The organism is Marichromatium sp. AB32, assembly GCF_003718675.1.
GTDB lineage: Bacteria > Pseudomonadota > Gammaproteobacteria > Chromatiales > Chromatiaceae > Marichromatium > Marichromatium gracile.
In genome coordinates this window covers 40,677-57,651 of the sequence record NZ_RHFJ01000021.1, presented here as the reverse complement: position 1 = coordinate 57,651, position 16,975 = coordinate 40,677, and the positions used below count along the sequence as shown (strand labels likewise).

Here is a 16,975-nt window from a genome sequence, read left to right as displayed (position 1 = left end):
ATCTGATCTGCCCGACATCCTCTCCCGACTCGGTATCGCGCCGGAGCGTTTCGTCGAGCACGCCGGTTTCCTGCTCAAGGGGTTTGGCGCCGCGATCGGCGCGCCAGAGCGGCTGACGGCGCTCGCCGCGCGGCGGGAGTGTCGCTATCTTCGAGGTCAGAGAAGAGCCCGGTTGCTCTTCTCTCCGCCACGACAGGAGCAACACGCATGCAGCATTCAATGAAAGGAAGACACCACGGATCATGTCTGTGTGGTCGAGTCCGCTTCGAGATCGAGGGTGATTTCGACAGCTTCTATCTGTGCTATTGCACGTATTGCCAAAAGGACACGGGGTCGGCTCACGCCGCCAATCTGTTCTCACAATCCGCGCGGCTTCATTGGATCGAAGGCAAGGCGCACGTCAAGACCTTCCAGTTGCCCAACACCCTGCACGAAAAGAGCTTCTGCATACACTGCGGATCGGCACTGCCGACACGATCGACACCTGACGCCCCGCTTGTCGTACCAGCAGGCTGTCTGGACTCAGTCGTCGGCAGACGCCCGGACGCGAAGATTTATGTGGAGAACCAGGCGGCTTGGACCCGTCAGAACCTGGACGAGCTTCCTCGTTTCAGCGGACCGCCAGCGCGTTGAGCCAATCACTCAGCGTGAGCGCTGAGCGCATAGCGAGGGGGTTCCGTGCTGGCGAGGGCCGCCCCCTTGTCCAGAGAACTCTTCGCCGATTCAGCCATCCCGGGCCCTCGCCTTCGATCACGACCCCCCCCTGGTTGGAGCGACTCGACCGCGCCCGACGCTCACGGAAGGCATGCAGCCCTGCCAACCGATACGCCCCTCCGCGAGTCGGCGCGACAAGGAGCGAGCAACAACACAAAGCGTTGAAAACCGCCGCCGCCCGACCCATGCACAGATCTTGGTAGTCGACGCAGGATACCCCCGATATATCCATGCATATGGAGGGAAGATGGTCGTCAAATCGATTCAGCAGAAGATCGCACTCATCGGTGGACTCTGCTTGCTTGCCACCGCCGGTATCCTCGTCGGCTACGGGGTCTACTCTTCCCACTCCACCCAGAGCCTCGTCTCCGAACGCGTCGAATCCCAGGCCGAGGCAGCGGCACTCGAAGAACTCGAAATCCTCGCCGGAAAATACGCAGGCGACATTCGGGCCAAGTTCGACACCGCCCTCGACACCGCCAGGACCATGGCCAACGTCTTCGCCGTAGCCCAGTCCGGCGCCGACCTCGACCTCGAACGCAGTCACGTCAACGCCATCCTTTTGAAGGTTCTGGAGGAAAACCCCGAATTCAACGGCACCTACTCCTGCTGGGAGCCCAACACCATCGACGGTCGTGATGCCGCATTCCGTGGCACAGGCGATGGCAACAACGATCAGACCGGCCGCTTCACCCCCTACTGGACACGCGACCCCAGCGGCAAGATCGACGTCCAGGCGCTGGTCGAGTACGACTCCGAGGAACGCCACCCAAACGGCGTGATGAAGGGCGGCTGGTACATCAACCCGAAGCGGACGGGGCGGGAAAGTATCCTCGCTCCCCTGCCCTATGTCGTGCAGGGCAAGCAGGTCTGGCTGGCGACGCTCTCGGTACCGATCATGGTCAATGGCCGATTTCAGGGCGTGGCCGGCACCGACTATGACCTCGATTTCGTCCAGCGCATCAGCCGGCAGATCTCCCAGAACATCTACGATGGCGAAGGTGACGTCGCCATCGTCAGCGAGCAAGGGCTGGTGATCGCCGCCAGCGCGCATCCCGAGCACATCGGACAGCCCCTCAAGGCGATCGATCCCCAGGGCTGGCAGCAAAGCCTCGAGATCATCAAGCAGGAGAAGGCGCTGGCGCGCGTCGACGATGAGAGCGGGATGATCGAGGTCTTCTTCCCGATCAAGCTCGGCCGCACCGGGACCACCTGGTCGGTCATGCTCAGCGTCGACGCCCGCCTGGTCCTTGCCAAGGCCTATGCCCTGCGAGACGACATGGCCACCCAGGGACAGCGCGGCACCCTGATGCAGGTCCTCGTCAGCGTCCTGGTCGCACTGCTGGCGATGGCCGTGCTTTGGTTCGCTGCGCGCTCGATCGCCGGGCCGATCCGCCGCGCAGCGGGGCTCGCTCATGCCATCCAGACCGGGGACCTCTCGCAACGTCTTACCCATACCTCACAGGACGAGATCGGGCAGCTTGCCCGCAGCCTCGACACCATGGCCGATAGCCTGCAGGACCGTGCCGAACTCGCCGAGCAGATCTCGCGCGGCAACCTTGACCTGGATGTCGCACTGGCATCCGAGCAGGATCAGCTCGGCATCGCCCTCAAGCGTATGGTCGATAACCTCAACAACCTGGTGTCCCAAGTACAATCCGGCGCTTCACTGATCACCGAAAAGGCACAGACGGTATCGGGCCTGAGCCAGGATTTCGCCAGCGGCGCCACTCAATCGGCCGCCTCTGTCACCCAGATCAGCGCCACCATCGGCCAGATGGCAGACCAGATTCGTCAAAGCGCCGACAAGGCGGAGCGCGCAAACGCCCTCTCGAAGAATGCCGAAGCGTCGGCGCGCGACGGAGACCGGCTGATGGAAGAGCTGCGCACTGCGATGCAGCAAATCGAGCAATCGGGTCAGGACATCACCAAGATTACCCAGGTGATCGAAGAGATCGCAGCCCAAACCAACCTGCTCGCCCTGAACGCGGCCATCGAGGCGGCACGCGCCGGTGAGCACGGTCGCGGCTTCGCGGTGGTCGCCGACGAGGTGCGTCAGCTGGCGGCGCGCAGCGCCGAGGCCGCCCAGCAGACCGCCCAACTGATCCAAAGCACGGCGACTCGCACCACCAAGGGTCTGGAGCTCACCGATGAGACCGCCAGCGCCCTGCAGACGATCGTCTCCGGCTCCTCCGAGACATCCTCTCTGGTGGGGGATATCGCACTCGCGGCCAACGAACAGGCCAGTGGAGTCGAGCAGTTGAGCGATGCCATCTCGCAGATCGACGAGGTCATCAATCACAACAGCAACAGCGCAGAACAGTCCTCGATGGCCGCGCACACCCTCACCGAGCAAGCCGCCCAACTCGAGCAGCTGATCGCGACCTTCAAGGTTCGGACACGCTGAACCCACGCCGGCGCCCCTCAGCGGCGACGGCGGGTCGATACGCATCGCGCTGATCGGCGCCATGCTCTCGGCGGCGGACTTGCCGACCCTCGACGAGCCGAGCAACCATCTCGACCGGCCCTCGCTGCTCGCGCTGGAGCAGCTGTTGCGCGACTACCAGGGAGCGCTGGAGGTGGTCTCCCACGACGACGCCTTTCTGGACGCGCTGGACCTGACCGCGCGCCTGGTCGGCGGCGCCGAGGGCTGGCGGCTGGAGCCGTGGACCTGAACGGCGCAGGGCGCGTCATCGCGCTCTCGTCTGTTGACAGCGACGCCCCGGGCAAGAAAGCTCAGGGCTTGGGCCGTCATGGACGCGCCCGCCCACGAACCCAGCCATTCCTCACCGGAGCCGCCGACGAGACATGCGTATCTCCTTCAGCCACACCAACATCGTCGCCCAGGACTGGAAGCGGCTCGCGACCTTCTACACCAACGTCTTCGGCTGCACGCCAAAACCACCCGAACGCGATCTGGCGGGCGACTGGCTCGACCGCCTGACGGCCATTGACTCCGTTCACATACGGGGGATCCACCTCCTGCTGCCGGGCTTCGACGACACCGGTCCGACACTGGAGATCTTCCAATACGATCAACAGGACACGCAGGCGAGGAAGGCCATCAACACCTTCGGCTTCGGCCACATCGCCTTCGCCGTCGACGATGTCGACGCCTGTCTGCAGAAGGTGCTCGATCACGGCGGATCAACCGTCGGCGAGACCGTCCATGGCGATGTCGGTGGCCTCGGCGCCATCCATCTGGTCTACGCCAAGGACCCCGAAGGCAACATCATCGAGATCCAGAAGTGGCAGGACTGAGGCAGCAGGACGAAGCGCCGCGCCGTCGACGATCTTGGTCGTCGACGGCGCGGCGCATGCGTATACGGGCACCCATAGACGGGAGCGAACGACACCCTGAGACGACGGAGCGCCTCCGGGGTCGGGGTCAGACGATCTCGCGGATCGCCGCGACCACCTGCCCCGCGTCGGGGATGTAGAACTGCTCCAGCGGCGGGCTGGCCGGGACCGGGATGTCCGGGCCGGTGACCCGGCGCAGCGGGGCCTTGAGGTCGGCGAAGGCCTGCTCCATGACCACGGCGGCGATCTCGCCGGCGAAACCGCCGGTGCGGGTCGCTTCGTGCAGCACCACCAGACGTCCGGTCTTGCGTACCGAGGCGAGGATGGTCTCGCTGTCCAATGGGGTCAGGGTTCGCAGGTCGACGACCTCGACATCGACGCCCTCGCCGGCCAGCCGTTCGGCCGCCTGCATGGCGACACCGAGCATCTTCGACCAGGTGACGACGGTGACATCGGTGCCGGCGCGCTTGATGTCGGCCTTGCCGATGGGGATGGTGTAATCGTCCTCCGGCACCGCGTCCGGGGCGAAGTAGAGCCCCATGTCCTCGATGAAGATGACCGGGTTGTCGTCGCGGATGGCGGACTTCAGCAGCCCCTTGGCGTCGGCCGGGGTGGCCGGCATTACCACCTTCAGCCCCGGACAGTGTGCGACCCAGGCCTCGAGGTTGTGCGAGTGCTGGCAGCCGGCGCCGAAACCGGCCCCGCTCTTGATCCGCACCACCAGCGGGAAGCGGGTCTTGCCGCCGGAGAGATAGCGCAGCTTGGCGGCGTGGTTGATGATCATGTCCGAGGCCAGGGTGAAGAAAGGGTTGAACATCACCTCCACCACCGGGCGCAGCCCACCGGCGGCGGCACCGACCGCGAGCCCGGCGATCGCCGCCTCCGAGACCGGGGTGTCCTTCACCCGCTCGGGACCGAAGGCCTCGAGCAGCCCCGCGGTCGGCATCATCGGGCTGTCGTGGATACCGACCCCGATGCCCTCGCCGGCGAGGAAGATCCGTGAATCGCGCGCCATCTCCTCGCGCAGCGCCTGATTGACCGCCTGGCCCATTCCGAGTGTTTGCATCGTCATCTCCCCCTCACGCGACCCAGACATCGTCGAGCGCCTCGTGCGGCTCGGGCCACGGGCTCTCCTCGGCAAAGCGCACCGCCTCGGCGACGGCGGCGGCGGTGCTCGCGCGCAGGTCATCGAGCTCGGCATCGGACAGCTCGCCGTGTGCGCGCAGCGTCTCGCTCAACCGCTCGATGGGACAGCGCGCCTTCCAGGCGGCGATCTCCTCGGCGGGCTGGTAGCGCTGTGGGTCACCCTCGCCGTGACCGCGCCAGCGGTAGGTCATGCACTCGATCAGCGTCGGTCCCGCGCCGGCCAGAGCGCGCTCGCGGGCGCGCCGGGTGGCCTCGAACACCGCCGGCGCATCGTTGCCGTCGACCTGCTCGCCCGGCATGCCGTAGGCATCGGCGCGGGTCGCCAGCGACTCGATCGGGGTGTGCTCGTCATAGCCCTGCGCGGCGGCATAGCGGTTGTTCTCGCACACGAAGACCACCGGCAGGCGCCAGAGCCCGGCGAGGTTGAGCGCCTCGTGGAAGGAGCCCTCGCTGGTCGCCCCATCGCCGAAGAAGCACAGCGTCACCGCCTCGTCACCACGATACTGCTGGGCAAAGCCCAGCCCGGTGGCGATGGGGAAGCCGCCGCCGACCACCGTGGTGGTGCAGAGCGCGTTGACCTCGGGCACCGCCAGATGCAGCGTGCCGCTCTTACCCTTGTTGCAACCGGTGCGCCGACCGAAGATCTCGGCCATCAGCGCCTTCGGGTCGGCGCCGCGAGCGAGCAGGTGGTGATGACTGCGATGATTGGTGACGATGACATCCGCCGGCGACAGCGCGGCGCAGGCCCCCGAGCCGACCGCCTCCTGCCCCGTCGCCAGGATCATCATGCCGTGGATCTTGTCGGGCTGCTGGCACAGCTCGGTCAGGGTTTCCTCGAAACGCCGCGCCAAGAGCATGGTGCGCAGCATCTCGAGCCTCTGCTGGGTGGAAACGGTCATCAGGAACACTCTCTAAACGTTTCGTCGCTGTCACGGGATCGGCCGGTTGCCCGCGCCGATCTCCGGGACCTATGGCGAGGATCGAGACCCTGCCCTCCCCCGGCAACGACCGCACGCCAGGGACCGGCCAGGGGACCTCGAACCTGGGATCAGCCTATCCCGCCCCCCCTGCTCTGATAAGACGGCAGAATCGCCAAGGACTGTTGCACTGATGCACCAATCAACCCATGACTGGTGCGCTCGCTCCACCAGGAGCGGACGCGCCGCCCGCCGCCCCAGCGGGAGCGCCGCCATCGCGGCACGCGACCGCGGGAGGAGTCCGCCCCGACGCTTTGCTAAACTCCCATGCCCATATCCTTCACCCCACATCGAGTGGTGTTATGTCAGCGGCCCGGACCAGCCAGACGCATCCCTTGCAGATCGCCGAGGTCCGAGCGAGCCCGTCGCACGGCCGGATCGGGATCACCTTCTGCCCGGGCAAGCAGGACCCCTTCGCCCACACCGGCGCCTGGCGACGCGACCTCGCCGCCGATCTCGACGTCATCGTCGCCTGGGGCGCGGCCCTGGTGCTGACGCTGGTCGAGCCCGCCGAGCTGGTGACGCTCAAGGTGCCCGAGCTGGGCGAGGCGGTGCGGCGCCGGGGCATCGACTGGCGTCACCTGCCGATTGCCGACTACTCGGTGCCGAGCCCGGCCTTCGAGACCCAGTGGCTCACCCACGGCCCCGAGATCCGCCAGCGGCTCCGCGATGGCAAGGCCGTGCTGGTGCACTGCCGGGGAGGGCTGGGCCGCGCGGGCATGATCGCCGCCCGTCTGCTCGTCGAGCTGGGCATGGACCCCGAGACGGCGATCCGCGAGGTTCGTGGCGCGCGCAAGGGCGCCATCGAAACCTCCTCGCAACTCGCCCTGGTGCGCCGCACCCGACCCATCGACTGAGCCAGGAGCCACGATGATCTCCGCCAGAGCACCCGTGGACACCGACGCCATGCAGCGCATCGGCGGCCAGTTGGGCACCAACCCCGCGGGTCTCTTCCAGGACGCGGACGGACGGCGTTACTACGTCAAGACGCTGGAGTCGCCGATGCACGCGCGCAACGAGATGCTCGCAGCCCGCCTCTACGCGCTGACCGGGGCGCCGACCCTGACCTATGTGCGCACCACGCGGACCGATCAGGTCGCAACCGAATGGGTCGAACTCGACAAGCGCTGCGTGGCCCACCTCAGCGAGCGCGAGCGCAGACAGGCCCAACGCTGGTTCGGCGTGCACGCCTGGACGGCCAACTGGGACGCCGCCGGCTTCGACGGCGACAACCAGGGCGTGGTCGACGACCGGGTGCTGACGCTCGACCTCGGCGGCGCACTGTCGTTCCGCGCCCACGGCGACCCCAAGGGCAAGGCCTTCGGCACCCGGGTGGATGAGCTCGACGTGCTGCGCGATGACGCCGGCAACCCGCACGCCGTCAGGCTCTTCGGCGATATGCGGGCCGAGGCCATCGCGGCGGCCATCGCGGTGGTGACACGGCTCCCGGACGCGCGCATCCGCGCCGTCATCGACGAGGGCGGCGGCAGTCAGAAACTCGCCGACAAGCTGATCGCACGCAAGGCGGACATGGCCGCGCGGCTCGATGCCATGGCCTCGTTCAGAGAGGCGCGGCAGACACCGACGGCCTGACCGGCGCAGACCACCACCCCGTGCGAGCCGAACCGGCCCGGTCGAGACAGCAGCGAGCATCAGGGCCAGTCCGCACCCCGCCCCCCACATCCCCCCCTGTCAGGCGACGCAGAGTCCGGCGGCCGGATCACAGCCGGCCGCGCCGCCGACCGCCTCCCAGAAGCAGCCGTTGCCCGCAACCACGCGCCGGACCGATCCGGCACCCTCCAGCACGGCGAGATGGCGCTCCAGCTCCGGTACGGACAGCTCGAGGATGGTGGCCAACTCGACCGGGGCCATCCGCCCAAGGGTGTGGATGAGTTCAAGCAGCCCCTCGGCGCCACCGCGCGGCGCGCGCCAGCACAGCGCGCCCTCGCTCAGGCTCTCGATCACCGCGCGCATGTTCGCCAAGCCCTGATAGCCGTGCAGCGCCAGCGCGCGCTCGCCGAAGACGAGCCGGAAGCTCGGGAAGCCGCGCACCCCGGCTCGACGGGTCAGCGCCAGATCGGCGCGGAAGGCGTGCTCGGCGGAGCCGTCCTCCAGACGCCCGATGAAGGTCGCGAGATCGAGCCCGACCTCGTCGGCCAGCTCGATCAGCACCTCACGCCGTCCGGTCTCGCGCGCCTCGGCGGCCGATGCCTCGCGGAGACGACGCAGATAGCGCGGCGCCAGCCGCGGATCGGTCAGCTCGGCGGCCTTGCAGGCGATGTTCTGCGGATGGGTCGAGACCGTCTCGGCGCCGAACAGCCGGAAGCCCTCGCTCCGTACCGGCATGCCGTGACGCGCCGAGGCCTCCAGCCAGTGCGCGGCGATCGCCGCGTTGGCCTGTTCGGGGTCGCCGCCGATGGCGTTGGCGCGGTCGTAAAAGGTACGGATGTCCTCGACCAGCCCGCCCATCACCGGGCGGATACGCAACTGATCGCCATAACCGATCCGCAGCGCACGCAGCACCGGCTCGCTCCCCCAGCACCAGGTACAGACCGGGTCGGTGAAGGCGAGGAGTTCGAGGGGCGGCTGATCTGTCATCGGGGGGACCTCATCGGATGGGCGGCCTGGGGCCGGGTGACGCTGGAGCCAGGGTACTGTCGTGCCGGGCCGGTGATAAGATGCGGGATCGCCAAAGACTGTTGCGCCAGAGCACCAATCAGCCGTGGACGACTTCAACGACCTGGTCTATTTCACCTCCGTGGTCGAGCACCATGGCTTCTCCGCCGCCGCCCGCGCCACCGGGGTCGAGAAGACCCGACTGAGCCGACGGATCGCGGCGCTGGAATCGCGCCTCGGGGCGAGGCTGCTGCACCGCTCGACGCGGCGCATCGCGCTGACCGAGGCCGGAGAACGGTTCTACGCCCACTGCCGGGCGGCGGTGGAAGGCGCGCGGAGCGCCTACGAGAGCGTCGCCGACCTGCGCCGCGAGCCCGCCGGCACCGTGCGCTTGACCTGTCCCCAGGTGATGGCGGAGAGCTATCTGGCCCCTATCCTCGCGAACTATCTGACCGAGTACCCCAAGGTTGACCTGATGGTGGAGGCCACCGATCGCGTGGTCGACCTGTTCGACGGACGCTTCGACCTGGCGCTGCGCCCAAGCGCCCGCATCGACGAGGCGCTCGATCTGGTGGCCCGGCCGCTGGCCGACGCGCACCGTATCCTGGTCACCAGTCCCGTCTATCTCAAACGGCGAGGACAACCCACGGGACCAGAGAAACTATCGGCCCACGACGTCATCTGTCGCTCCGAGGAATCGACCGACGGCCAGACGCGCTGGCGACTCACCGGACCGAAGGGGCAGCGCATGACGCTCCAACTCTCCCCGCGCGTCGAGACCAACGACATGCGGTTGCTGCAAGAGGTCGTCTGCCGCGGGCTCGGGATCGGGCTGTTGCCCGAGCCCGTCGTCGCCACGGCGATCCGAGCCGGCACGCTGATGCAGATCCTGCCACAGTGGACCGGCACCACGCACCACATCTATCTGCTCTATCACAGCCCACGCGGCATGCTGCCCTCGGTGCGCAGCCTGATCGACTACTTGATCGAACACCTGCCGGCAAGCCTCCGAGCCGTCTCCAATACCGGCTGAACGCGCCCGGCCGGGGAGATTGAACCGCGAAGGAAAAGCTATCAGCCGCCACTGGGCGCGCTTCCTCCCGCCGTTGACGCAAGACATCAGCCTCTGGCGCCATTATGGGCGCCAATCCTCCCCACTGGGTGCTGGGGGCTGGGTGCTGGGTGCTGGGTGCTGGGGGCTGGGTGCTGGGTGCTGGGTGCTGGGTGCTGGGTGCTGGGTGCTGGGTGCTGGGTGCTGGGTGCTGGGTGCTGGGTGCTGGGTGCTGGGTGCTGGGTGCTGGGCATCGTAGTTTGGCTGCCCACCGATCCAGTGTCATGCACGCGCTGGCGCAACTGATGACCCGGGGCACCGATGGCGACAACCGCCTAGCCGTCACCGCCCGCCATCACCCCAGTGAGGGCGTGACCGATTCAGCGCGGGAGCACGTCGGCGGCAATCGGTATCGAGGCTGCCCGGCTGGCCGCCGCTACCGGGCGACTACCTGGTCGGCGATGCCACGGCGCCGGTGGCCCTGTGCACGCTCTCCGACCGGCCGCCACTCGAACCGCTCACGGCGCTACCTGGGGTGGCGATCGCGGGACGGCTGGTCACGGTGAACCTGGACATCGAGCGGCCGAGATCGCGCTGCGCCTCGGGCTCGACTACCACCAGGACCGACGGCTGGAGCGGCGTTGCAGGATGTCGCACCCAGTCACGCCCTGAGGGAGCGGCGGCGGGGTAGACTCGGCCCTCACCGACACGGACAGGGCCGCACCCATGGACGGACTCCGCCCCCTGATCGGGGAGATCGCCAACCAGCTCTTCACCCAGCTCCGGCCCCTGGTCATCCAGGTCGGCCCGACGCTCCTGGGGCTGTTACTGCTCGCCACCGTGCTCCCCCGCCTGCTCGCCGCGCTTCGGCCCCGCCTGCGCGGCTGGAGCGGCGAGCGCCGGGTGGCGCGCGTGCTCGATCGTCACTGCCTGGCGACCTGTCACGACCGGCTGCTGGCGGACGGGCGCGGCGGCTGGACACAGATCGACCATCTCGCCCTCACCGCCGAGACGATCTGGGTGATCGAGACTAAGCACTTCGGCTGCCACATCCTCGGGCGCGCGCACGAGGCGCGCTGGACCCAGCGCTGCGGACGCAACCAGCATGATTTCCAGAATCCGTTGCGCCAGAACCACGCCCACCTGCAGGCGGTCCGGGCACGACTCGGTGACGCACACCAACCACGCGGACTGGTGGTGTTCAGTGGACGCGCCAGCTTTGCCCGCGGGAGACCGGCGGGCGTGACCACGCTGGCCGAGCTGCCCGAGGTCCTGGGCGCATCAGCCGGCCAGAGTGCCCCCATCGCGCTACAGCTCGCCTGGGAGGATCTGCTCGATGCCACCCGTGACGACAAAAGCACCCGTCGCGCGCACCTCGACCAGCTCACCGCCCGTCATGGCCGCACGACCGGACGCCTGCGCCGTCGCGTCATCTCCCTGCTCGGACTCATCGGCCTCGCGCTGACGATACTCGGCTGGCAGTCGCTCACCCAGCCCTGGCGCATGCCGGTTACCGCCCCGGAGCGGCTCGTCGCGCCCGCGCCTGCCCCGACACCCACACCGCGCTCCCAGCACGTCCGAGCCACTGTCGACCAGCCCAGTACCCGGAGCAGCATCGACTGGAGCCACCCCGAGTCCGTCGAGACCGAGGCGTGCAAGCTGGCGATCATCTCGGTGCTGATCGAGGACACGGCGGAGACGCGCCGCCAGCGCGCGGCGGCCTGTGACAAGACGACGGCAACGCCCTGAACGGCAAGAGATGTACCCGATCGTCCCCGACGCCTCGCGGCGCCGGGGACAATCAGGCTAGAGCGTGGACAGATCCAGCCCCTCGGGCGGCAGACAGGCGGGGACGCAGCTGGCGTTGCGCCAGTCGCTGCCGAAGGTCCAGCGGCGTTCGATCATGTCGCTGAACCAGTCGACCAGTTCGATACCGCCGGCGCTGTCCTCGCTGAAGAAGTCGTCGTAGAAGGAGACCATGTGGGTCTGCCCCTGGGCGAGGTAGAAGCGATAGTTCCAGGTGGTGAAGGCGGTGCCCCACATCGAGGCGCGCGCGCGGGTGGTCCACTCCAGCCCGGAGAGCAGCAGATGGACCGGATCGAACCAGCGCTCGGGATTGCCGAGGTTGGAGGAGACGTTGAAGAAGAGCACCTGCACGGCGTCATAGGCGCGGGTGTACTGACCGAAACGGGCGTCCGGGTACTGCCAGCCGAGGGTGTTGAGCAGCCCCGGCACCAGCTGGCCGGCGCCGTCGTCGAAGGCCGAGGCGATCTCGGGGTCGAGGTTCTCCTGCGCGCCCCACACCCCGTCGGCCTCGAGCGCGCGCTCGAACAGGTCCTCGGAGATCACCCCGTTGGAGGAGTCGACCAGGACTCGCACCCGCTCGACCCCGGGGAAGCGCCGGGCGAGCGCGGGATAGTTGTAGAGCACGCCGTAACCGCCGGCGCTGGCGCCGACCAGGACGATCTCCTCGGGCGGCTCACCGACTTCGTTGGCGTAATAGTCGGCGAGGTACTCGAGCACCGCGATGACGTTGTCGTGCCCGCGATGATAGATGGTCCAGTCGCCGCCGTCGGGCAGCGGATAGCTGGTGTCGCGCGCGCCCAGGTGCAGGTCGCCGGTGCAGTACGGCAGATAGACCTGGAGATGGTCGCGCAACGGGTTGTCGTCGCGATCGATGTCGAACACCCCGCCGAAGCCTGCCAGCTCCGCGGGGGTCTCGTCGACCTCGGGGTAATAGAGCACGTCGCCGTCGAGCGCGGCGTCGATACAGGTGCCGGCGTCCCAGCAGGCGCCACCGCCGTCGAAGAACAGCAGCAGTCGTGCGGGATCACCGTCGCGGACGAAGAAGGCGTAGTCGGTGTCGGTGGCCACCACCTCACCCTCCTCCAGCCGCGGCGAGCCGGAGCAGGCGGGGGTGCGAAACACCCCGTCGGTGTCGACGAAGGACGCGGCGGCATCGATCCGCTGCCAGTCTTCGGCGCTGGCAACATGGGGCGCGAGCGCGGTGGCGACGAGCAGGGCGCACAGGGTCAGTCTGGAGACTTCCATGGGGCATCACCTCAATGTGATCACGATCCAGGGAGACGCGCCCGACGATTGGCCGGGGCGTGTCTCCCGCTTCCCTCCCCCCGATCCATCGAACAGGGGCGAAGACATGGACGGGCGCGCCGACGCGCCGCGTCATCCAGACGCCATGATACGCCGCGCCCGCCGGCGGCGGGCGCGGGCGCGATCGCGGGGATCAGTCGACCCAGACCCGGGCGTTGCGGAACAGCCGCATCCAGGGCGCATCCGCGCCCCAGCCATCCGGGTGCCAGCTGTGCTGCACGGTGCGGAAGACCCGCTCGGGGTGCGGCATCATGATGGTCACCCGACCGTCGTCGGTGGTCAGACCGGCGATGCCCTCGGGCGAGCCGTTGGGGTTGGCCGGATACTGCTCGGCGACATGACCGTCGTTCTCGACATAGCGCACCGCCACCGCCGCGCGCGCCGCGGCGAGATGGGCCTCGTCGCGGAACTCGGCGCGTCCCTCGCCGTGGGCCACCGCCACCGGCATCCGCGAGCCGGCCATGCCGGCGAGCAGCAGCGAGCGGGTGTCGGCCACCTCGAGCATCAGGGTACGGGCCTCGAACTGCTCGGAGCGGTTGCGCACGAAGCGCGGCCAGTGACCGGCGCCGGGGATCAGCTCGTGCAGGTTGGAGAGCATCTGACAGCCGTTGCACACGCCCAGGGCGAAGGTGTCGGTGCGCTCGAAGAAGGCCTGGAACTGATCGCGGGCGCGGGCGTTGAAGAGGATGGTCTTGGCCCAGCCCTCGCCGGCGCCGAGCACGTCGCCGTAGGAGAAGCCGCCGCAGGCGACCAGACCGCGGAAGCGGCTCAGCTCGGCGCGACCGGCAACGACGTCGGAGAGATGCACGTCGACGCACTCGAACCCGGCGGCGTGGAAGGCCGCGGCCATCTCCACCTGACCGTTGACGCCCTGCTCGCGCAGGATCGCCATCGGCGGGCGCGCGCCACGGGCGATATAGGGCGCGCTGAGGTCCTCGGCCGGGTCGAAGCCGAGGCTGGCGTTGAGCCCGGGATCGGCGGCATCGGCGATGCGCGCATAGGCCTCGTCGGCGCACTCCGGGTCGTCGCGCAGCGTCTGCATGCGATGGCTGGTCGCCGACCAGGTGCGCTGCAGCTCGGCGCGGGTGGCGGCGAACAGGGTCTGCTCACCGCGCCGGATGCGCACCCGACCATCGACCGAGGGCGCGCCGAGACGGGTCACGCAATCGCCCAGACCAACCGACTCGAACTCGGCCAGCACCGCAGCGCGCGCCGCGCTCGGCACCTGCACCACCGCGCCCAGCTCCTCGTTGAACAGCACCGCCAGGTCGTCGCCGGCGAGCGGCGCGAGATCGATGTCGAGCCCGCAACGACCGGCGAAGGCCATCTCGGCGAGGGTGGCGAGCAGACCGCCGTCGGAGCGGTCGTGATAGGCGATCAGGTGGCCCTGGGCGCGCAGCGTCTGGATCGCGGCGAAGAAGCCGCTGAGCAGCGCCGGGTCGTCGAGATCGGGCGCGACCTCGCCGAGCTGGCCGTAGACCTGCGCCAGACAGGAGCCGCCGAGCCGGTTGGCGCCCCGCCCGAGATCGACGAGCAGCAGCTCGGTGTCGCCGAGGTCGGTGCGCAGCTGCGGGGTCAGGGTGGTGCGCGCGTCACGCACCGGGGCGAAGGCCGAGACGATCAGCGACAGCGGCGCGGTCATCTCGCGCCGCTCGCCCTCGGGCCCCTGCCACACCGTCTTCATGCTCATCGAGTCCTTGCCGACCGGGATGGCGATGCCGAGCGCCGGACACAGCTCCAGGCCCACGGCGCGCACCGTGTCGTAGAGCCGCGCGTCCTCGCCGGGATGACCGGCGGCGGCCATCCAGTTGGCCGAGAGCTTGATGTCGCCGATACGGGCGATGTCGGCCGCGGCGATGTTGGTCAGCGCCTCGCCGACCGCCATCCGCCCCGAGGCCGGGGCGTCGAGCAGCGCCAGCGGGGTGCGCTCGCCCATCGCCATCGCCTCACCGGTGTAGCCCTGGTAGTCGCTCAGGGTCACCGCGCAGTCGGCCACCGGCACCTGCCAGGGACCGACCATCTGATCGCGCGCCACCTGACCGGTGATGCTGCGGTCCCCGATGGTGATGAGGAAGCTCTTGTCGGCCACCGTGGGCAGACCGAGCACCCGCTCGACGGCCTCGTCGAGGGTGATCGCGGCGGTGTCGAGCGGCGCACGGCGCGGGCTGACGTGACTGACCTCGCGGTGCATCTTCGGCGGCTTGCCGAAGAGCAGCGACATCGGCATGTCGATCGGGGTGTCGTCGAGCTGACGATCGCCGAGCTTGAGTTCCTCGGACGCGGTCGCCTCGCCGACCACCGCGTAGGGGCAGCGCTCACGCTCGCAGATGGCGCGGAAGCGCTCGAGCCGCGCGGCGTCGACCGCCAGCACGTAGCGCTCCTGGGCCTCGTTGCACCAGATCTCCATCGGCGACATGCCGGGATCGGCGTTGGGCACCTCGCGCAGCTCGAAGCGCCCGCCGCGCTCGCCGTCGTGCACCAGCTCGGGCAGCGCGTTGGACAGCCCGCCGGCGCCGACGTCGTGGATGAAGAGGATCGGGTTGTCCTCGCCGAGCGCCCAGCAGCGGTCGATGACCTCCTGACAGCGGCGCTGCATCTCGGGGTTGGCGCGCTGTACCGAGGCGAAGTCCAGGTCCTCGGCCGAGGCGCCGGTGGCCATGCTCGAGGCCGCGCCGCCGCCGAGCCCGATCAGCATCGCCGGACCGCCGAGCACGATCAGCGGGGTGCCGGCGGGGAAGGACTGCTTGTTGACGTGCTCGGCGCGGATGTTGCCGAGCCCGCCGGCGATCATGATCGGCTTGTGATAGCCGCGCAGCTCGTCCTCGCCCTCGGCGAGACCGGGGACGGTCTGCTCGTAGGTGCGGAAGTAGCCGGCGAGATTGGGGCGGCCGAACTCGTTGTTGAAGGCCGCCGCGCCGATCGGCCCCTCGAGCATGATGTCGAGCGCCGAGACGATGCGCCCGGGCTTGCCGTGGTCGACCTCCCAGGGCTGCTCGAAGCCGGGGATGCGCAGGTTGGAGACCGAGAAGCCGCACAGCCCGGCCTTGGGCTTGGAGCCCTGGCCGGTGGCGCCCTCGTCGCGGATCTCGCCGCCGGAGCCGGTGGCCGCGCCGGGATCGGGGGCGATGGCGGTCGGGTGATTGTGGGTCTCGACCTTCATCAGCACGTGGATCGGCTCGGCGTGCGCGCCGTAGACGCCGCTGTCGGGGTCGGCGAGGAAGCGCTGCCCCATGCTGCCCTCGATCACCGCCGCGTTGTCGCTGTAGGCCGAGAGCACGCCCTCGGGCGCGCACTGGGTGGTGTTGCGGATCATCGCAAACAGCGAGCGCTGCTGCGCCTCGCCGTCGATGGTCCAGTCGGCGTTGAAGATCTTGTGACGACAGTGCTCGGAGTTGGCCTGGGCGAACATCATCAGCTCGACGTCGCTGGGGTTGCGCCCGAGCGCGCCGAAGCTCTCGGCGAGATAGTCGATCTCGTCCTCGGAGAGCGCGAGCCCCAACTCGGTGTTGGCCGCGACCAGCGCCGCGCGCCCGCCGCCGAGCAGATCGACGCGACGCAGTGCGCGCGCCTCGGCGCGCACGAACAGCTGCTCGGCCTCCTCCAGCGCGCCCAGCACCACCTGGGTCATGCGGTCGTGGAGCAGCTCGGCGGCGCGCGCCAGCAGCGCCGCCTCGGGCACCGTGCCGTCCTCCAGGGTGACGTAGTAGGCGATGCCGCGCTCGATGCGCTCGACCGCCGCCAGCCCGCTGTTGTGGGCGATGTCGGTGGCCTTGGTCGACCACGGCGAGATGGTGCCGGGGCGCGGCACCGCCAGCGCCAGTCCGCCCTCGGGGTCGTGCTGGGGCAGGCTCGGGCCATAGCTCAGCAGGCGTTCGAGCACCTGCTGCTCGGACCAGTCCAGCGGGCGCGAGAGCTGGGCGAAATGAACGTATTCGGCATAGACCCGCAGCGGACGGGCGGTATGCGCGCTCAGCCGCTCGGCGAGCTTGCGTAGACGGAGATCGGAAAGGGCGGGCGCGCCACGGAGGACCAGCATTGGCAATGTGCTCATGGTTCGGGT

At 68.8% G+C, this 16,975-nt stretch carries 14 protein-coding genes and 1 pseudogene; 10 read left to right on the top strand and 5 right to left on the bottom strand.

All coding sequences use genetic code 11. The annotated features are described in order from the left end of the window. The 5 genes and pseudogenes from EBL85_RS17415 to EBL85_RS08535 form a co-directional block, all read left to right on the top strand. Nucleotides 1-223, top strand: a pseudogene (locus EBL85_RS17415) (transposase); the annotation flags it as partial. Further along, on the top strand, nucleotides 208-633 hold the full coding sequence (locus EBL85_RS08550; RefSeq protein WP_123141380.1) for a GFA family protein: 426 nt from the start codon (nucleotides 208-210) through the stop codon (nucleotides 631-633). The pseudogene EBL85_RS17415 and the gene EBL85_RS08550, both read left to right, overlap by 16 nt. 328 nt (nucleotides 634-961) lie before the next feature. Then, nucleotides 962-3,121 (top strand): methyl-accepting chemotaxis protein, encoded by a 2,160-nt coding sequence (locus tag EBL85_RS08545; protein WP_123142686.1) that lies wholly within the window; start codon nucleotides 962-964, stop codon nucleotides 3,119-3,121. Nucleotides 3,122-3,182: 61 nt separating this feature from the next. Continuing rightward, nucleotides 3,183-3,389 carry a hypothetical protein gene (locus EBL85_RS08540; protein ID WP_190287977.1) on the top strand — a complete coding sequence of 69 codons (207 nt, stop codon included), beginning with the start codon at nucleotides 3,183-3,185 and terminating at the stop codon, nucleotides 3,387-3,389. Nucleotides 3,390-3,522: 133 nt separating this feature from the next. Continuing rightward, on the top strand, nucleotides 3,523-3,975 hold the full coding sequence (locus EBL85_RS08535; protein ID WP_123142685.1) for a VOC family protein: 453 nt from the start codon (nucleotides 3,523-3,525) through the stop codon (nucleotides 3,973-3,975). Between the two features lie 127 nt (nucleotides 3,976-4,102). On the opposite strand, the gene EBL85_RS08530 is transcribed toward EBL85_RS08535, so the two are convergent. Together EBL85_RS08530 and EBL85_RS08525 are read right to left on the bottom strand one after the other, a co-directional pair. Then, nucleotides 4,103-5,086, bottom strand: coding sequence for an alpha-ketoacid dehydrogenase subunit beta (locus tag EBL85_RS08530; RefSeq protein ID WP_369964125.1), 984 nt, complete (start codon nucleotides 5,084-5,086; stop codon nucleotides 4,103-4,105). A gap of 7 nt (nucleotides 5,087-5,093) precedes the next feature. Then, nucleotides 5,094-6,059, bottom strand: coding sequence for a thiamine pyrophosphate-dependent dehydrogenase E1 component subunit alpha (locus EBL85_RS08525; RefSeq protein ID WP_123142689.1), 966 nt, complete (start codon nucleotides 6,057-6,059; stop codon nucleotides 5,094-5,096). Between the two features lie 380 nt (nucleotides 6,060-6,439). On the opposite strand from EBL85_RS08525, the gene EBL85_RS08520 reads away from it, so the two are divergent. Next, the gene (locus EBL85_RS08520) at nucleotides 6,440-6,994 is read left to right on the top strand and encodes a cyclin-dependent kinase inhibitor 3 family protein (RefSeq protein WP_123142684.1); all 555 of its coding nucleotides are present in this window, start codon (nucleotides 6,440-6,442) and stop codon (nucleotides 6,992-6,994) included. Nucleotides 6,995-7,007: 13 nt separating this feature from the next. Further along, entirely contained in the window at nucleotides 7,008-7,730 is a 723-nt protein-coding gene (locus EBL85_RS08515; RefSeq protein WP_123142683.1) for a hypothetical protein, read from the top strand. A 99-nt stretch (nucleotides 7,731-7,829) separates the two neighbouring features. Here EBL85_RS08515 and EBL85_RS08510 read toward each other — a convergent pair whose 3' ends face one another. Continuing rightward, on the bottom strand, nucleotides 7,830-8,735 hold the full coding sequence (locus EBL85_RS08510; protein WP_123142682.1) for a DsbA family protein: 906 nt from the start codon (nucleotides 8,733-8,735) through the stop codon (nucleotides 7,830-7,832). Between the two features lie 124 nt (nucleotides 8,736-8,859). Between EBL85_RS08510 and EBL85_RS08505 the strand changes: the two genes are divergently transcribed. The 3 genes from EBL85_RS08505 to EBL85_RS08490 all read left to right on the top strand — a co-directional run bounded on the left by EBL85_RS08505 (nucleotide 8,860) and on the right by EBL85_RS08490 (nucleotide 11,553). Continuing rightward, entirely contained in the window at nucleotides 8,860-9,786 is a 927-nt protein-coding gene (locus EBL85_RS08505) for a LysR substrate-binding domain-containing protein (protein WP_123142681.1), read from the top strand. Between the two features lie 436 nt (nucleotides 9,787-10,222). Continuing rightward, nucleotides 10,223-10,495 (top strand): hypothetical protein, encoded by a 273-nt coding sequence (locus EBL85_RS17625; RefSeq protein ID WP_123141387.1) that lies wholly within the window; start codon nucleotides 10,223-10,225, stop codon nucleotides 10,493-10,495. A 35-nt stretch (nucleotides 10,496-10,530) separates the two neighbouring features. Next, entirely contained in the window at nucleotides 10,531-11,553 is a 1,023-nt protein-coding gene (locus EBL85_RS08490) for a nuclease-related domain-containing protein (protein WP_123142680.1), read from the top strand. A gap of 57 nt (nucleotides 11,554-11,610) precedes the next feature. Here EBL85_RS08490 and EBL85_RS08485 read toward each other — a convergent pair whose 3' ends face one another. Both EBL85_RS08485 and purL read right to left on the bottom strand, forming a co-directional pair. Continuing rightward, on the bottom strand, nucleotides 11,611-12,855 hold the full coding sequence (locus EBL85_RS08485) for a pectin acetylesterase-family hydrolase (RefSeq protein WP_123142679.1): 1,245 nt from the start codon (nucleotides 12,853-12,855) through the stop codon (nucleotides 11,611-11,613). Nucleotides 12,856-13,048: 193 nt separating this feature from the next. Further along, nucleotides 13,049-16,951, bottom strand: a complete 3,903-nt coding sequence (gene purL, locus EBL85_RS08480; protein ID WP_123142678.1) for a phosphoribosylformylglycinamidine synthase — start codon at nucleotides 16,949-16,951, stop codon at nucleotides 13,049-13,051. Nucleotides 16,952-16,975 lie beyond the last annotated feature (24 nt).